Raw genomic sequence first — 16,904 nt, 5'->3', positions numbered from 1 at the left:
GTCAGCGCTCCAGATAGAGGTCGGCTTCGACGTCCACGTCCCGCATGCTCCACAACGTGGGGAAGGCCTCGGTGAGGTCCTCGTCGGAGTGGGTACGCAGCAGGGCTGAGTCAGCGGGGCGCGGTTCGCTCGGTTTGAAGGACTTCTTCGCCTCGTAGTGAAGATCCGGGTTGTTGTCGGCCATCTTGATCCACTCGTCGATGATCCAGTCCAGGTCGGACTCGGTGCCTTCGGCCTCGTCGGGGTCGACGGCGCGTACCCGGGCCATGATGATGTCCTTGAGCTCCTCAAGACGATGTCCGAACACGCGTACCCTGCGGGCGGCGTCGTTCGGCCGCATCTCCTTATAGATAAGCCGCCCCATGCCCACGAGGACCGCGTGCAGCGCACGGTCGCGGGCACGCGAGGAGAAGGGCGTGACACTGGTCGACTCGACCTGGCGGTAGAGAGCCGAGTGATAGGGGATGAAACTCTCGTAGTGCGAGCGGTCCCGCGAGCGAGCGGCGTTGTAGAGGACTACGACGAGCCCGGGGTCACGACGTCCGACGCGGCTGCTCGACTGGATGTACTCGGCCGTGGTCTGCGGCTGGCCTGTGATCGCCATGAGCCCCAGCCTGTCCACGTCGACCCCCACGGAGATCATGTTGGTCGCGAGCACGGTGTCGAAGGGCTCGCCGTTGGTGAGCCCCTTCTCCAAGTCCTTGAGCCGCTTGGGGATGTCGCTCGACTTAACCCGGCTCGTCAGCTCGGCGAGGTGGTCGGCGGGTCGGGTTCGCTCCTCGTCGTCCTTGGCGAGGTGCTTGAGTCGGTCCTGAACGTCGTCCAGAACCTGTAGTTCCGCTGCGGCGAGCAGGCGCAAGCTGGAGAAGTAGCCCACGAGCGTCCAATAGGCGTCGCGGACGTTCTTCTCCCCCTCGATCTTCTCGGCATGATGCAGGAGCGCCGCGTAGGCCCGGATCAGGAGAGTGGCCTGACTGGTGCTCGGCGTCAGCAGACCGACATAGAGACGCGACGCCTTCACCTCGGCGGGCGTCTCCACCGCGAACCAGGAGTCTCGCGCATCCAGCCCCGCGGGCGGGAACTGCCGCACCCGGCGGTTGAAGAGCTTGAGGCCCTGGTCCTTCGCCCTGCGGATGGTTGCGGTGGAGGCGATCACCTTGGGTTGGTCCGCGGCGGCGTCGATCGCGGTTTCGTAGAGCCCGGTAAGTGTTCCTAGAGGGCCGGAGATCAAATGAAGCTCGTCCTGGACGATGAGCTCCGGCCCTGGTGTTCCCGCCAGGTCCTGGTTGAAGAGCGAGGCGACCTCCTCGCGCCAGGCGATCTGCGCGAACTTGTCGACGGTAGCGATGAGGAGCGTCGGACGCACCCGGTAGATGATCTCGTCCACGACATGGATCGGCAGCGCCTCGCGGAAGTCGCAGTTCTGGTCGGGGCAGAAGATCCGCATGTGCGAGGTCGTGGCGTCCGCTTCGTAGTGCCAGGCGTCCATCTCGACCCCGCACCATGGGCATGCGCGTAGCTGTACAGGGTTGTCCTGCTGAAGCTCACCGCCCTCGCGCAGCTTCTTGATGCCGGCCTCCGCCTCCTTGAGACGGTTCGGCGTGGCGGCGTTGCCCACCCACATACCGATGGAGATGGTCTCGTGGCCGAATTCCTGGGGCCGCTTGTCGCGAATGGTCTCCATGGCGCAGATGAGCGCCGCGGCCCGCTCGAACTGTTGCAGTGTCAGTAGTCGAAGCGTGTACCGCATCAGCGCCGTGACCCCGCCGCCGTGAGCTCCGTTCCGCAGCCGCCGGAGGAAGACGGTGAAGGCGATAAGCCCCAGGTAGGCCTCGGTCTTGCCACCACCGGTGGGGAACCAGAGCAGGTCGGCCTCGCGGCGGTCGTCGTGGTCCGGATCGACGATGCCGTTGAGGCAGAGCAGCATGAACGCTATCTGGAAGGGACGCCAGGCGCCGTCGAGCACCACATCCCCGGTCCGGCCGGATTTGATCCAGTTGGTCCGCCCCCGCTGCAGCGCCATCGCCTGATTGGCGGCCCGGAAGGCGGTCATGGCGACAGGGTCGTTCTGCAACGTCTCGATACCTGCGACCACCCGGTCGCATGTCTCTTCGCACTGCCGTACCTGCTCGGCCGCGGCGGCGCCATACTCCGTGTCGGCGAGGAGCAGCGCCTCCTCCGCGCGCTCGGCGATCCAGGCGCGATAGCCGGCGGCCAGTCGGCGAAGCGAGGCCAGGACGTCCGCGTCGGGGGCCTCGGCCAGGTAGAGCATGCCCAGCCCGGAGGCGTCGATCTCCGGGTTGGAGTCGGTCAGTAGCATCTCCTTGGCGGGCACGAAAGTGGTCCATATCTCGGAGACGCGGGCTGGCGCTCCACGCAGCAGTTCCTCGGAACGAGGAGCCGGAGGAGTCCAGTCCCAGTCGACCGCGCAGCCGTGTCCGACGGCGAACGAGGGCGCGTAGCGGTACAGGAGGCGATTGGCGCGAATCTCGTCCTCGTCGGCCCCCACCGGGACCGGCCGCTCCACCAGGGCCTTCGTCCCCTCCTCCGGATTGGACACCCGCAGCTCAGGCTGGAAGAAGCAGAAAGGGTCCTGCAACTCGTACGGATCGCACTCGTGCACATTGAGCAGGGCCGCGGTCACCGATACCGCACCGGTGTCGGCGTCCGCGGGGCGTACCCTGACGCGGAGCTGCAGACCCGGCGCGAGAGGCCGTACGACCGAGCCGGGGTCGGTGACGTCCACCTCCACGATCGGCAGCTCCAGGTCGCGCCGCCGCCACCGCAGCTTCTGCTCGTCGGTGGTACGCCGCACCGCGCGCTGGGCCTTGGTGGGATTGCCGTCGACATCCACGGGCTCGTACACGGCCGCTGACGTTGCCACGCGGATCTTGGGGGCAAGGGCGGCATCGACACCGAAGGTGAGTCCCATCGAGGACGGGGCGAGGCTGTTGGCGAGTGAGACCCCTGTGTCAGGTGTCTCGTCCACGGGCAGCAGGGCGGGCGCCTGGTCGTTGTCCTGTTGGACGAGCCGTTCCTCGTCGGCCCGTTCGAGCAGTTCCTCGACATCGTGGCGTCCGACGAACCGCTCCTCGTCCTGCTGCGGTGGAAAGAGAATGCCCGCGGCGTAAGAGGTGGTGGGAAGGTCGTCGAGCGTCTCCGTCGCGCCATCGACAGGTCCCAGCAGATCGAGCCGAAGCCGCTTGACCATCTCCCCGCGGAACCGGTAGTGCTCATTGTGCTTCGTCACCGGCATCTTCCTTCTTGTCCCAGGTGAACCGGCCAAGACCGACGAGCCTCGGCACCAACCAAACGCCGTGGGGGCCAAGACCCGCACGGATGCCCGCCGATTCGCTGCCCGCGACGGTCTCGAGGCCGTCCACGAAGACTTCGTCGATCGACCGGGGCCAGTTCCGCGGTACGAAGCTCTTGCTGGTCTTCAGATGCCGGTACAGATCGGCTTTGAATCCTTCCGAGGCCGTCCCGACGGGGCGGCGGTCATGCATGATCAGATAGGGCGGGCTCTGATCCGTCTCGAGCGCGTCGGTCTCCAGCCGCTTCAGAAGCACCTGGCTGCCGGCCAGGACCTTCGTCCGCAGATAGTCCTGAAGCTCGCCGGCCTCGCACGTGAAGTCGCGGGTACCGGCGGGTTGGTCCGCATGGACGTCACCGGCGATGAGTTCCATACCGTCCCGACGCCAGTACTGGAACCCGTATCGGCCCCATCGTCCGGTGCTGCGATCGATGCGAAGGTGGCGGACGTCGACAGGATCCAGCCAGAGCAGCTCCTTGCGCGGCCTTGTCATGGCCACGTAGAGCAGGCGAGCCGCCTCGGCGGGGTCCTCGTCCCGTTCGGGGACGAGCGGGCCAGGGTCAACGATGACCACTCGGTCGAACTCCAGCCCTTTGGCCCGGTGGAAGGACGACACCACCAGACGAGAGGGAGGCTGGGCGGTGAGCTCGTCGGGCAGCCGACTTCCCGCCAGGGCCGCGCGCAGTCTTGCCAGATCGAGATGTCGGTCCCCACCACGCGCCCCGCCCACCCGCTGGAGGTGCCTCCACACCAGATCACGGTTCTCGCCTTCCGGCAACCCGATCTCGTAGAACCTGTCCCGGCTGAGGCTCGCCCCGTCCGTTGCGGCGAACAGGGATGCCAACCAGGCAGGAGCGACGCGGTCACGTGCCGAACGCTGGAGCCGATGCGGGATGCCGAAGTGGTGCATCTCTGCCGATACCACCAACGCCTGCCCGTTGGTACGACACAGCACGGCCGTGGTGCCGTCGTAGTCCCGCAGCGCCTCCAACGAGAACGCCTCCAGAGCACCCAGGTTGAGTGAGTCCCGAAGCTTGTCGCGGAGCATGCCGTGGTGCAGCGGCGTCTCGTCGTTGCCCTTCTCGGCGATGCCCCTGAGCAAGGGACCCATCTCCAGCGCGATGCGCGCCTCCTCGGTCTGGGCCCGGAAGTTGTCGGTGAGGTGCAGCTCGACCAGATCCTCTCCGAAGGTGGCACGCAGCCAGTCGAAGAACCGGTTGGTCTCGCCCGCCCTCTCTCGAGGATTCGGAACGGTGAACCCGTATATCGACTGCGCCGGGTCGCCCACCACCGTGAACCCGCAGTCGAACCGTTCCAACAGGATCTCCACGAGGTCCCGCCGGGACCCGACGAGGTCCTGAACCTCATCGACGACGACATGCCGCAGATCTTCGAACAGATCGTCGGCCAAGCCGTCCTCGACCGCCTGGCGGGCGCCCTCGATTCTCGCCTCGAACGACCGGTGCTGCCACTTGGTGGTGGCGTCGACCCTCCTGAGCACGTCGAGCGCCCAGGAGTCGAACGTCTGGGCACGGAGGAAGCGGACACCGTCACCGTGGCGGGCGAGTCTCTCGCGCAGTTCGCGCACGGCGGCACGGGAGAAGGTGAGCACAAGGATCTCCCCGGCGCTCAGCTCCTCCTCCGCCATCAGCCGGTCCAATCGCCGGACGAGCGTGTACGTCTTGCCGGCACCGGCCCCGGCGGTGACGAGTACCAGGGCATCCGCCGGCTGCGTGACCACAGCCTGCTGTTCGGGGGTCAGCCTGAGTTCGCTCACCTCCGGCTCCACAGATATTCGAAGCCGGTGAAGGCCAGCTTCTTGTCGTAGTTGACGATATTGTCCGTCACGTCGAGGATCAGACAGGTCTCCTTGCCGCCGTTGAGCGGGCCACGCAGTCCGCGTCCGATCATCTGCTGATAGACGTTGGGGCTGTAGGTCGGTCGGGCGACGATGACGACCTCGGTCGCCGGCGCGTCGAACCCTTGGGCGAGCACGCCGTAGTTGGTCAGGACCCGAATCTTCCTCGTCCTGAATTCCTCGATGCGGGCACGCCTGTCGGAGTCCGGGGTAGCGGAGTCGATGGCGGCAGCGGAGATGCCGCGGCCGCGCAACAATGCCGCCATCAACTTGGCATGGTTCACGGAGGTGGCGAACAACAGCACCGGGCTGTCGACGGGCAGCGCCTCGATCTCCCTGATCAACATGTTGTTCCGATCGGTGTCCTGCCCCAAGGACTCCTCCACGGAGGCGGGCAGACGTCCACGCTGGAAGCCCGAGGTGGCCTTCAGCTCCTCCTCGCTGAGTTCGATGGTGGCGCCCTTGAGCTCGCGGTGCTCCACCCGGGCGAGCACCCCTAGTTCCTGAAGTTCGGCATAGGGGTCGCCGCCGAAGATGCCCTCGTCCAGTCGAGTGCGGCCATAGCGCTCGACCAACCGGTTGGTCTCGATCTCGTTGAACCCCCGGTACGGCGTTGCGGTCAGCCCGATCAACGGTCGGGACGACTCGCGGTGAGTGATGCCCAGGGACTTGAGAAGGTCCGTGTACCGGGGCGTGATCGAGAAGTGGGCCTCGTCGATGACGACCAGCGCGGCGTCTCTGAGCCAGCCGTACTCGGGCTTGACGAGACAGCTCTCGAGCTTGGCGTCGGTGGCAACCACCAGGTGGACGGTCTCCTTGTTCGCGGCGGCCTCACGACTCGACCACAGCCGGTTTATCGTCAACTGCTCCGCCGGGCCCACCTTGGACCAGACGAAGGCCCAGCTCTGTACCGCCTGCTCGCACAACTCCTCGCTCTGCGCGATCCAGAGCACCGGCTTGCCGTCAAGCCCCCGCTCCTTGATCACGCGAATGATGGCCTCGGCCGCTACTCGAGTCTTGCCGGCACCCGTGGGCAGACACAGCATGGCCCTGGGCGCCTCCCAGCGGGTCAGCAGATCGAAGGTCTTCTGCGCGAGGCGCTCCTGATAGTCGTGCAGACGGGGGAAGGCGGTGGGGCCGCTGACCCGTTCGACGGGAGGTAGGGTCTCGCCTCTGGTCCCCGCGTAGGACTCGGACAGCCCGAGGTCGTTGACGAGGCGAACCGAGTTCGTGTCGCCGCGGAAGCTGGCTGCCGCCTCGGGCAGGTTCGCCTCGATGTCCTTGCGGTAGACACGGAGCAGGTCGGTGCCGTGGGCGTTGTGCGCGAGCGTCGCGATCCGCCGGTCGTCGGCCGGCCTGCCGCGCTCCACCTCGTCGATCTCCAACAACCCTTGAGGCAGGCCCTTCTTCAGTGCGTCCACTCCCACGAGGTGCAGCACCTTGTCCGCAACGTCCGTTGCTTCGCGGGCCTTCTTGATCCGCTCGTTGTTGCGCTGCTGCCTGCGGCGCTCCAGCACGCCGCGGCATCCACCGGGGCCCAGGCCCAGCTTGAGCACCTTGTCGATCTCAGCCAACGTCGCCTCGTCGTTCGCCGGACGCAGGACGAGCACCTTGCGCTCCTCCGTCTGCACGGCGGAGGGGAGGACCTCGGCGCGTGCGCCGTGCGGCGTACGAATGACTTCTTCGAGTTCGTCACATCGCACGAGTGACCAGCCCTCGGTCTGGGCCCTCTTTACGATTTTCAGATGGGGGAACTCATCGGTGAGGGGAACGGCCTCCGACTGCTCGACCCAGCGTAGTTCCTTCTGGATGACGTCGTCCGGAGCCAGCATCCTCCAGTGCTCGCGCATCAGGCCGGCAGCCTCGGCAGAAGGAGCCAGGAGCGCAGGGATCTGCTCCCTGACAAGAGCCTCGTACTGCGTGCGGTCCGCAGTGACCGCGATCTCGCCGTCCGGGATGTCCGTACGCCACCCCGAGCCCAGGCGACAGCGTGTCTCTCCACCCTCTGGCCACTGGGCGTCGGCCTCGAAGATGAGCGCGTAAACCCTGCCGGCGAAGGCGTCGTCGGTGGACGTGGCGGCCTCTTCGATCAGCTGAGCCCATGTCGAGGCCTTGACCTCGCCGAGCGCGTGTGGCAGGCCGAGCATATTCGACACCGCCGGGGAGACCCTGGCGACGGGCAGGACGTGCTCGTACCTCCTGAGTTCGGGCCCCACGGCCTGCGTCACCGGCTTAAGACCGCGGGAAGTCTCGAGATAGCCGTGCTTGCGAGCCATCCACCTCAGCGGTGAGACCACCGTCTTCCGGGTGGCCACCTGCTTGCCGACCTGCATCGTCCAGTGATGAACCAGGCCGTTGTCCGGCAGCTGTTGGAGAAATGCCGCGCGTCCCTCCTCGGACAGCTCGCACAGGAACTCGAGCGGTCCTGCGGGGCTGCTTCCGTCGAAGTTCATGGTCGTGTGCATGGGGCGGTGTTCGGAGGGCGGCAGCTTACGACAGTAACCCTCCCAGAGCGTCTGGGTGTACCGGGTGAACCACGGCTCGCTCCTCGGGTCGACCCCCGACTTCGGCCCGTCCAGCAGGCCGAGGTCACGCAGGATCACCCGGTCGTCGTGATGGAAGTCGACGTCCACCGCGATGTGGGCGTCACGGGACCCGTCAGCCGGGACGACACGGCCAGGAAGCAGACACTCGCGAATCCGGCGGAAGCCTCCGGAGACGGTCCTGACCTTGAGCTCTTCCTCGGTCTTGATGTCCGCGCTCTTCAGAGCGGTGAGGGTGCCCGCCGGTCCCGCGAGACGGGACAACTCCCAGAAGGAGGCCCAGTCCTTGTCGGAGTAGCTGGAGAAGCCCTGCTCCACGACAGAGGCAAACCGGCCCTGGTAGTCGGCCTCGTGCACTCCGAGCTCGTTCAACGCCAGGACCGTGGCAGGGTCGCCGGCGTACACCCGCTCGTCGACGTACACCGTGTTGTCGGCCAGACCATCGCTGCCCGAACGCCGGAAGACCCGCCCCGATGGTGCCACGAGGCCGAAGGACTCGGTGAGCACGATGCGCGCCTTGAGCGCGTCCGTCGCCCCGGGGTGCCCGTGCCGCCGCATCTCGGCAGCGATCTTGATGGCACGTGCGGAGGCCTGGGGGGACTTGTCCTCCAACAGCGCTTCCAGCCATTCCTTCGCGTTCCTCGTGATCACGCCGGCGGCCGCCTGGATGTAGCCGACCTTGTCCCGGCGGTACTGGCCGCTGTCGACCGAGTGATGGCACCAGTTCCGAGGGCGGCCCGGATGACCGGCCCAGAGTTCCAGCCATTCGGGTCGCAGCTTGTCCGGATGCAGATGAACGGTGGAGACGGTGCCGAACACCCCGTCCTGGTCGGGTATCGTCGGCCGGTTGGCCGCGGCCGACCAGATCGACCTGACCAGCTCCGTGGCTGCCCACTGGGGCTCCTCCTTGCCACGTGCGGGTAGCGGGTCCAAACCGGCGCAGGGGTCGTCCTCACGGCTGAGCTCGGGCAGCGAATCGACGATGAGCTCGGCCGCCACCTTGATCAGTTCATGGTTGAAGCTGTTGTTGTTGTACAGGTTCTGGCGGTCCTCGCTGGTCTTCCATGGTGCGTTGATGATGCCCCGCAACGTGGTCTCGTAGTTCGTGGGGAAGAAGGCCCAGAATCTTCCCCGCCCCTCCATGCGCCCCACGGGCACCGCCCAGGACACGTCGATCTCGGGGCGGTCGTGCAATTCGCCGGCCTCGGCCAAAGCCTGGGCTGAGGGCCGGTGCGTCCGGGAGAACACCCGCCAGCTGTCGACCGCCGCCTTCTTCCCGGAACGTTCCACCTGGAGGTCGTGCAGGCCGTTCTGCGCTCGGTGGGAGATCTGACGAACGACGGGCTTGGACGTACGGCGGTCCTGCAACGTGACCGTGCCCACGTGCGCCGAGAACAGCGCGAATTCCTGAGGGAACTCCGTGAGGTCCCGCCCGAGGCGGTTGACTGCCGTGGGCTTGAGCGGAAGCCGCACGACGGTGGTGGCCCACCCCAGCAGCTCGGCCAGGATCGGATCGGCCGCTGCCGCAGCGTCCCGGTCCAGGGGGCGCGCCATGCGCAGCACCGGTGTCTCGGCTGCGGTGGGCTGTACCGTCCTGATCCTCTCGGCCGCCCAGTCCCGGTCGAAGCCGAAGCTCTTGTCGTCCTCCGCGCTGAAGAACTCCGGGACGTCGGTGACGCTGAGCACCGACTTGACACCCACGCCGAATCGCCCGATTTGTCCTCCTCGCTTCCGGGAAACGCCCATGCGGAGAATGGTGTCGGCCCCGTCGGGCGTGATGGCCGACCCTTGGTTGGCGCAATACAGGTGCGATGTCGTCAGCACGACGGCGATTTGGCCACCGGGGTTGTCCCGGAGTTCGTCGGCGCCATTCTGGACCAACTCGTAAATCTGCCGGTCGCCGTATCCGCCCTCCTTGATGCGGCGCTCGTTGTTCGCGTGTTCCTGGATGAGGCCTGGGTCGATCCGGTACGTCTCCAGGACGCGCGCCGACTGGTTGCGGACCACATCAAGCACGGAAGGTTCTACGCTGCCCATCGCGCGGCCGACTCCTAGCTGTTTCAGGGGGAAGCCCAGGCGCGCCGAACAAACCTCATCCGTAGAAAAGAAGGCGTGCTCTCGCAGAGCCCAGACGGCTGTGGGGGTGAAACGGAAGGATGGAACTGCATTGCGAAAGAGATGAGACGAAAGGAGCGCTCCCGCCTGTCATGCTCCCAGAGAGTGACACAAGTTCCGGGCGGCCCGCAAGAGACTTCGACAAGGACTAGAGAATCGAACACATAGATGCAGGTCAGGCATAACGCTGTCAACTTTCGTTTGACGCGGTATTCTGGGTGTCAAACGACTCGGGCGACAAGGAGCCACGGATGACGCACAGCCCAAGTGCCGCCGACGACCCAGAAGACTTCGGCCCTTGGCTCGGTCGACAGTTGCGGCGCAAGGGCATGACGCAGTCGGAACTGGCCACGGCCCTGGACGTGACCCGGGCCGCGGTGTCCGCTTGGATCACCGGCCGTGCAGTGCCGAGAATCGAGAAGATCCATGCCATCGAGGAAGTTCTCGGTCTTGCGACCGGATCCTCGGTCACCAGGGACGAGGCACCTGACTCGGCGGGTTTCGTCGGATGGCACCTACGCCCGGCCCATGCCGACGGAGGCCGCGAGTTGGGGAACGCGGCCGCCTTCGCTTTCGACTCCAGCCTGGCGATTCTCACCCGGGAAGCGACGCAGAACTCCCTGGACGAGCGGCACGATCCGAATGTCCCGGTTCGGGTGCGGTTCATCCTGCACGAGCTCACCGGTGAACGCCTGCGCCGGCTTCAGGAAGCAGTGCGCTGGGACGACCTCGTCCCGCACATCGAGTCGGCCGCGGAGGCCGGGCAGAAGGTGGGCCGAGTACTGGCGGACGGCCTACGCGAGCTCCGGGAGAGCGGAAGTCTGCTTCTGCTTCGTATCGACGACTACAACGCCAATGGGCTCACCGGCCCCGAGTACGAAGACGGCCGCTTCGCCGCGGTGATCCGCCGACAACTGGACAGCCACAAGAGCAGCGGCACCGCAGGTGGCTCGTACGGTCTGGGTAAGGCCACGCTCTGGGGCACGAGCAGATTCGGCATGGTGATCGCGAACAGTACGTTGTCCGAGCCCTTCGAAGGCCGCCGAGAACGTCGATTGGTCGGGCGCATCGACCTGCCTTGGCACGAGGTGGGCGGACGTCAGTTCGCGGGCCCCGCCTGGCTCGGTGAGCGTGATCCGCATCGTGAAGGCGCGGCGCGGTCCTGGTGGGCGGGAGAGCGGACGGTCAAGGAGCTGTATCTGGCCCGCAGCAGCACGGACCCCGGCACTAGCTTTCTCATCGTGGGGGCGCACGACCCCTCGGGCGAGGCAGTGACTCTGGAGCAGATGCACGCGACACTCGTCCAGGCTCTGGCGGACGGCTTCTGGGCCTCCATGGTCGCGGGTCGCGGAGCCTCTCCCGTGCTGGAGGCGTCCGTGGAGGCGCTGCGCGACGAGCAGGTCGTCGTGCCGGAGGAACGCGTCGATCCGCATCGTTATCAGCCGGCGAGGTCACGTGCCGTGCGGGCGTTCCTCGACAACGAGACCACCTCCGTCCTTGTGTCCGCCGACGACGTCGTCGCCGTCCCCGTACCCCTGTTCATCCCGCCCAGAAAGGACGGAGCCCGGGCACAACCGATCCAGCACGACGCCGTGCTGCTCGTCACTCCGGCCGCCGAAGAGGAGGAGCGTGCGAACCGGATCGTCTGCATGCGCGGCACGCGCATGAGCGTGGTGGAGCGACCGGTTACCGACGTCCCACTCGGTGCGCGTCGTTTCCAGGCCGTGCTGCTGGCGGGGCACGCGTCCGGTTCCATCGGGGCCGATGCCGATTCGGCGGAGGCATTCCTGCGGACGGCCGAGCCGCCTGAGCACAACGACTGGAAGCCGACCGAAGATCTGACCTCTACCTATGCCCGCGGAGCTGTGACCCGGCTCAGGGAGTTCCGCAAGGCGATGCTCGACCTCGTGCGGGAGACCGTGCGACCGACGGAGGCCGACCTGGACGCGGTCGCGACCCCCAAAGTCCTGCGAGACCTGCTCAAACTCGATCCGATGACACCGCCGAGGAGTCCTGGATATCCGACGATCAGGAGCGCGACCGGGCAGGTCGACGAGCACGGCGCTTGGCACGTCCGGATCGAGATCAAGCTCCCGCCGCGCGATGACCCGTGGATTTTGCGGCCGTTGCTCCGTTTCGCCACTCGCTCGGGGCCGAGGCCCGAGGCCGAATGGGCCAGGATCGACCCCGAATGGAACTGTGAGACGGCAAATGGTGACCTAATGTGCACCCCAGGTGCCCGATCGGCGGTGTTCGTCGGCGTGAGCGACGTGACCAGCCACCCGGTGAACGCGAAACTGACCATGGCCGAGGTCGACCTCGTCCGGGTGCGGGGTGGGGTGTCGTGAAGGGCATATTCCCCTACCAGGTCGTGCTCGGCGAGGTCACGTTGGCCGTGGACGGGGCGTGGCTGGACGACCTTCCTGTGCCGATCGACATGATCTCGCCGATCGAACGCGCGGTAGCTCTGCACGACATCCAGCGCCCCGACTGGAGAGCCGCGCGACTCTCCGTCCGTGTCCGGGGCCCGGAGCAGGAACTTGCAACGGGGCCGTGGGGGCGCATGTCCTGCGTGGCGATGCTGACCGAACGTCGCACCAACGCCCACTCGGCCGTCCGGCTGCGCATGGTGGAGCCGGGCGAATGGGTGGGATATGTCGAGCTCCGGCGGGACCACCACGGCAGACGTGCCGAGCTGGGCGCATGTCTCGTCGCTACGGTCGATGACATTCCCGGGCGCCTGATCGGTGCCGTGGACTCCCCGTGGACGATCGACGTACAGGCGCGAACCCCCGTCAGGCGGGAGGACGTCACCACTCGGTGGGTCGATTTCGGCGACGACCGCCATCCCTGGCTGCGTGCCTACCGAAGTGACCCCTGGGCCATCGACACCACCGGCGATCCGCCCGTTCTCTATCTCAACAGCGGATTCGAAGGTCTGCGCCTGCTGCTCGAAAGCACGCGGCAGAGTGAACGTGCAGCTCGTGATGCCTTGGCTGCTCGCATCGCCATGGACATGTGGTCGGTGCTTTTCGACGCGGCGGCAGACCAGGTCGACGGATCGGAGTGGCCGGTCGGGTGGCGTGGCTCTGTCCTCCGCCGCATGCTGCCCGACGTGTTCCCTGACTGTTCTCCTGAGGACGCGCTGCGTGAGCTGGCCGGCGCGTCGGGAGGAGAGCTGCGCTCCCGCGTCCTGCACGCGGCGGCCAAGCAAGCCAGGATGCCCGCGACCTTGGGTACCTTCATTCGCGCGCTGCACCGCACGGGACATGAGGAGGAGCAGTGAGCGCCGCACCCGATCGGCTCGCCTACCTTCAGGTGGAGGTCGCGACGAGACTGCTGTCGACGGCCGTCCTGGAACGACGAGAGGCCATGCCGATCGTCGCCATCGACAAGGTCTGCACGCCTGCGCCCTGGCCTGCCGAGCCGGTACGGCAGTTGATCGAGGAGGCGCTCAAGAGGTTCGAGTTGAACCCACCCACCCAGGCGGACGCCTGGTTGGCGCCGAGGTTGCACGCCGCCCTTCGGCTCACCCGTGCGGAGGCGGCGGACCCGGGTCTATGGGCTTACCTCGCCATGCGAGTTGCGTCCGACTACGTCGTCTGGCGCCATCCCGGACGCAACCCAAAGCACGGACAGGTCCGATCGATCAACAAGGCTCGATTCGTCGGACCGTTCGACACGCAAGCCTTCGCCCGCCTGTGGTGGGCCGCCGAGCTGTTCCGCGACGGCCCTGACTACCGTCCCGTGGTTGTGGCCTGCGGCAATCAGGACGTGCTCAACACCGTGTTGGGCCTGAGGGTGATCCTCCATCGTCCCGTCGCCCAGGCCCTGTTGCGGTTGGTCTCGGACGGCAGGGCCGCCACCGGTAGAGAGGTCAACGCTCTTGCCCAAGCGGTCAACGCGGCAGGCAGCACCCTCGTCTACGAAGCTCTAGCACCCGACGTGGGGCAGGACCCCGACGCCTACCGTGACTGGATCGACGAAGGGCACAACGGTTTCGTCCCCTACGACGCGCTTCCCGACGGGCCCGACGACGGTCAGGTGTCTCACGCGGCGATCCACGAGCTGGTCGCGCTCTTCGCCAGGCTGTACGACGAAGCTCCTGTCCGAGGACGTGATCGCTGAGTCGTCCGGGCGGGCGAAGGCGATCTCGAGGACGAATTTCGCCAACGCCTTGCCCAGGAGGGGGGGTACGGCATTGCCGATTTGACGGGCGATGGAGGGCTTGTTGCCTACGAAGTAGAAGTTGTCCGGAAAGCTCTGGAGCCGTGCAGCTTCCCTGTGAGTAATCGGGCGGTGCTGATCCGGGTGCAGGTAACGGCCCTTTTCGGGCTTGTAGAACTCGGTGCGGATCGTGACGCTCGGACGATCCCACAGAAGTCGGCCCATGACATCGTTGGTGCCCGAGGGCTTGTTTGCCCAGCACTTGGGCTCTAGGTCGGGGCGGTTTCGTCGAAGGTCGAACCTGTTGCCCCCGGGCGGTATCGCCTTGAACCGCTCTATCGACAACTGCGTGAGGTTGCGGCCGAGATGAAGGTTCTGCGGGACGCGATCCTCCTCCAGTTCGATACCCATGGGGATGGAGGGCAGCTTGCCGATGGCGTCCCGAACGGTCCTGTAAGGGGTCTCGTGCATGGAACGCGGCCCGTGCGTGGGAGGTGGTGGCCATGCCACTTCGGCAACATCGCGGACCGCGATGAAGATCCCTCGCCTTCTGTTCTGTGGCACTCCGTAGTCGGCGGCGTTCAACACCCCGTAGTTGTACGCGTAGGCGCTGAAGTCCTCATCCGTGTCCATCAGCTCAAGTAGCCGTTCGAACTGGGGCGAGCGCTGGAACTCCGGCACGTTCTCGATCACAAACGCCTTGGGCCGCACACGACGGACGGCTTCGATGTACTCCTGCCACAACTCATTGATCTGGGCGCGGCTCTCGTCACTGCGATCACGACCCAGCCGGCTGAACCCCTGGCAGGGAGGCCCTCCAATGATCACATCGGCCTCAGGATACTCGGGCACCGTGGTGATGGAACCGACGTGGACCTTGCACCTGAAATTGTGCTTGAACGTCATCGCAGCATCCGGGTCGATCTCCACCGCGAAGACGGTCTTGAAGCCACACCTTGCCATCGCGAATCCCTTTGCCAGGCCGCCTGCACCCGAGAACAGGTCAATCGTCCGGATTTGCCTGACCATGAAGATCCTCCTTGCGGTTCTCTGACTGTGCGATTATCGGCCATCCGTCACCCGTGAGGGTGAAGTGGCCTGAGTGACAGTCGGACACCTACGACGACCTGCAGAACCGTGGGAGTCCCGCACGAGAAGAGCGCGCCAGGGTAGGGGGCTCGCTCTTCATGACAAACCTTTGCGTCAGGAGTTGCGGACGCGATATACCGTTCGGCTGTGGCATCCATCCCTTTCCCCAGCTCGGCCGGTGTGTCGGAGCGGATGAGTAAGCAGCGCCGCAGGGACACCAGGCCTGAGATCTCCGTGCGGAAGCTCCTGCACGCCCTCGGCCTGCGGTACCGGGTCGCGTGGCCGATACCCGGCACGAAGCGCCGGTCGGTCGACATAGCCTTCACGCGAGCGAAGGTCGCGGTCTTCATAGACGGATGCTTCTGGCACTCGTGCCCCGAGCACGCCTCCCGCCCTGCTGCGAACGACACGTGGTGGTCCGAGAAACTGGCGAAGAACATCGCCAGGGATGTCACGACGAACGAGCACCTGCGGCAGGCGGGATGGAGGGTTGTCCGTATCTGGGAGCACGAGGATCCGGCCGAGGCGGTCGATCGCATCGTCGAGGAAGTCGCGCGCGCACGCGCAGAGCGCTGACCTGCACCGATATGCTCACCGAAACAATCGGCTCTCGGGTCAGCCGACCGCTTACCCCTGGATCAGATCAGGCCCTGGTGTGCTCCTCAAGAGCCTCGAACATGGGCATGTCGTTCGGGAGGTCTAGGAGCTGTTTAGAGTTCGGATCATGTGGTTGAGGTGAGGAGTCTTAACCACAGGATCGAGCCCCGGAGGTAGAGCCCGGCCTCGTAGCTTTCCGGGGCCTTGTCGTAGCGGGTCGCCAGGCCACGCCAGGCCTTGATCTTCTGGAAGCAGCGTTCGATGGTATTGCGCTGCCGGTAGCGCTCGGGATTGAAGGCGGCAGGCCGCCCACCGGCTGAGCCCTTCTTCTTCCGGTTGGCCTGCTGGTCGCTCTTCTCCGGGATGACCGCGCCGATCCTGCGGCGGCGCAGATAGGCACGGTTAGCCTTGGAGGAATAGGCCTTGTCCGCGGCCACCGCCGTCGGGCGGGTCCGTGGCCGGCCCACCGGTCCGGCCACGCGGATCTTGTCCAGGACAGTGGTGAATCGCGGGCAGTCGGCGGCTTGGCCGGGCGTGAGCACGAAGACCAGCGGCAGCCCGGCGGCATCGACCGCGGCATGGATCTTGCTGCTCAGCCCGCCCCGGGATCGGCCGAGCGCGGCAGCCTTCGCCCGCGCCTTGCGGCGTCGCCGAACGGCGGCGCGCTCGTGCGGCGGCGACGCGCCGGCCTCGGGTGTGGCCTCGGGCGCATCACCCGCAGCACCGGCGGCTGCTCCGGCAGCGGAGCCCCCTTTTCCTCGGTCAGCGCCTGCTCCAGCGCATCCAGGGTCTCCCCGGCGACCGCCAGCCCGGCCGACTCCTGATGCGCCCGCACGATCGTAGAGTCCACGCTGACCAGCTCCAGCCCGACCTGTCCACGCGATGCGGCCTCGGCGATCAATGCGTCCATCAGCCCTTGGAACACCCCGGCCTTGGCCCAGCCGTTGAACCGGGAGTAGACCGTGGACCACGGCCCGTACCGTTCCGGCACGTCACGCCAGCCGGATCCGGTGCGAAACCGCCACAAGATCCCATTGAACTGATCACGCACCCGCCGCGGCAGCGGCCCGGTAGCCGCCACCGGCAGATGCGGCTCGATCAAAGCCCACTCGGCATCGGTCACATCGAAGCGCGCCACATCCGAGTTCTACCAGTCACGGCCAGCCCAGCACCGACCCCACCAAGATCCGAATCCCAAACAGCTCCTTGCAAGGCACGACCG

At 66.4% G+C, this 16,904-nt stretch carries 7 protein-coding genes and 2 pseudogenes; 4 read left to right on the top strand and 5 right to left on the bottom strand.

Going from position 1 to position 16,904, the window contains the following annotated elements; genetic code table 11:
• Nucleotide 1 precedes the first annotated feature (1 nt).
• Genes FHU36_RS08700 through FHU36_RS08690 form a run of 3 tightly spaced genes read right to left on the bottom strand, consistent with a single transcriptional unit; the run spans nucleotide 2 to nucleotide 9,721 of the window.
• Nucleotides 2–3,256, bottom strand: a complete 3,255-nt coding sequence (locus FHU36_RS08700) for a helicase-related protein (RefSeq protein WP_185083232.1) — start codon at nucleotides 3,254–3,256, stop codon at nucleotides 2–4.
• The gene (locus FHU36_RS08695; RefSeq protein WP_221495809.1) at nucleotides 3,234–5,090 is read right to left on the bottom strand and encodes an ATP-dependent helicase; all 1,857 of its coding nucleotides are present in this window, start codon (nucleotides 5,088–5,090) and stop codon (nucleotides 3,234–3,236) included. The genes FHU36_RS08700 and FHU36_RS08695 overlap by 23 nt, the downstream gene beginning before the upstream one ends.
• Complete coding sequence (locus FHU36_RS08690) at nucleotides 5,087–9,721, bottom strand: DEAD/DEAH box helicase (protein WP_312891496.1); 4,635 nt, start codon at nucleotides 9,719–9,721, stop codon at nucleotides 5,087–5,089. Before FHU36_RS08690 ends, FHU36_RS08695 begins: the two co-directional genes overlap by 4 nt.
• Before the next feature lie 359 nt (nucleotides 9,722–10,080).
• Here FHU36_RS08690 and FHU36_RS08685 point away from each other — a divergent pair, with 359 nt between their 5' ends.
• From FHU36_RS08685 to FHU36_RS43430, 3 genes are read left to right on the top strand one after another with little or no spacing between them, the layout of a single operon-like run.
• A complete protein-coding gene (locus FHU36_RS08685) occupies nucleotides 10,081–12,177 on the top strand; it encodes a helix-turn-helix domain-containing protein (RefSeq protein ID WP_185083229.1) in 2,097 nt (698 codons plus the stop codon).
• The gene (locus FHU36_RS08680; protein WP_185083228.1) at nucleotides 12,174–13,115 is read left to right on the top strand and encodes a hypothetical protein; all 942 of its coding nucleotides are present in this window, start codon (nucleotides 12,174–12,176) and stop codon (nucleotides 13,113–13,115) included. The genes FHU36_RS08685 and FHU36_RS08680 overlap by 4 nt, the downstream gene beginning before the upstream one ends.
• A complete protein-coding gene (locus FHU36_RS43430) occupies nucleotides 13,112–13,957 on the top strand; it encodes a DUF6339 family protein (RefSeq protein ID WP_312891495.1) in 846 nt (281 codons plus the stop codon). The genes FHU36_RS08680 and FHU36_RS43430 overlap by 4 nt, the downstream gene beginning before the upstream one ends.
• A 48-nt stretch (nucleotides 13,958–14,005) precedes the next feature.
• Here the strand turns inward: FHU36_RS43430 and FHU36_RS08675 are convergent.
• A pseudogene (locus tag FHU36_RS08675) lies at nucleotides 14,006–15,025 on the bottom strand (DNA cytosine methyltransferase); the annotation flags it as partial.
• A gap of 207 nt (nucleotides 15,026–15,232) precedes the next feature.
• Between FHU36_RS08675 and FHU36_RS08670 the strand changes: the two are divergent.
• Entirely contained in the window at nucleotides 15,233–15,661 is a 429-nt protein-coding gene (locus tag FHU36_RS08670) for a very short patch repair endonuclease (protein ID WP_312891494.1), read from the top strand.
• Between the two features lie 146 nt (nucleotides 15,662–15,807).
• On the opposite strand, the pseudogene FHU36_RS08665 reads toward FHU36_RS08670, so the two are convergent.
• Nucleotides 15,808–16,820, bottom strand: a pseudogene (locus FHU36_RS08665) (IS5 family transposase).
• Nucleotides 16,821–16,904: the final 84 nt, after the last annotated feature.

The sequence above is a fragment of the Nonomuraea muscovyensis genome (genome assembly GCF_014207745.1).
GTDB lineage: Bacteria > Actinomycetota > Actinomycetes > Streptosporangiales > Streptosporangiaceae > Nonomuraea > Nonomuraea muscovyensis.
The sequence above is the reverse complement of the archived record's forward strand: the minus strand, read 5'-3'. Positions and strand labels throughout refer to the sequence as shown.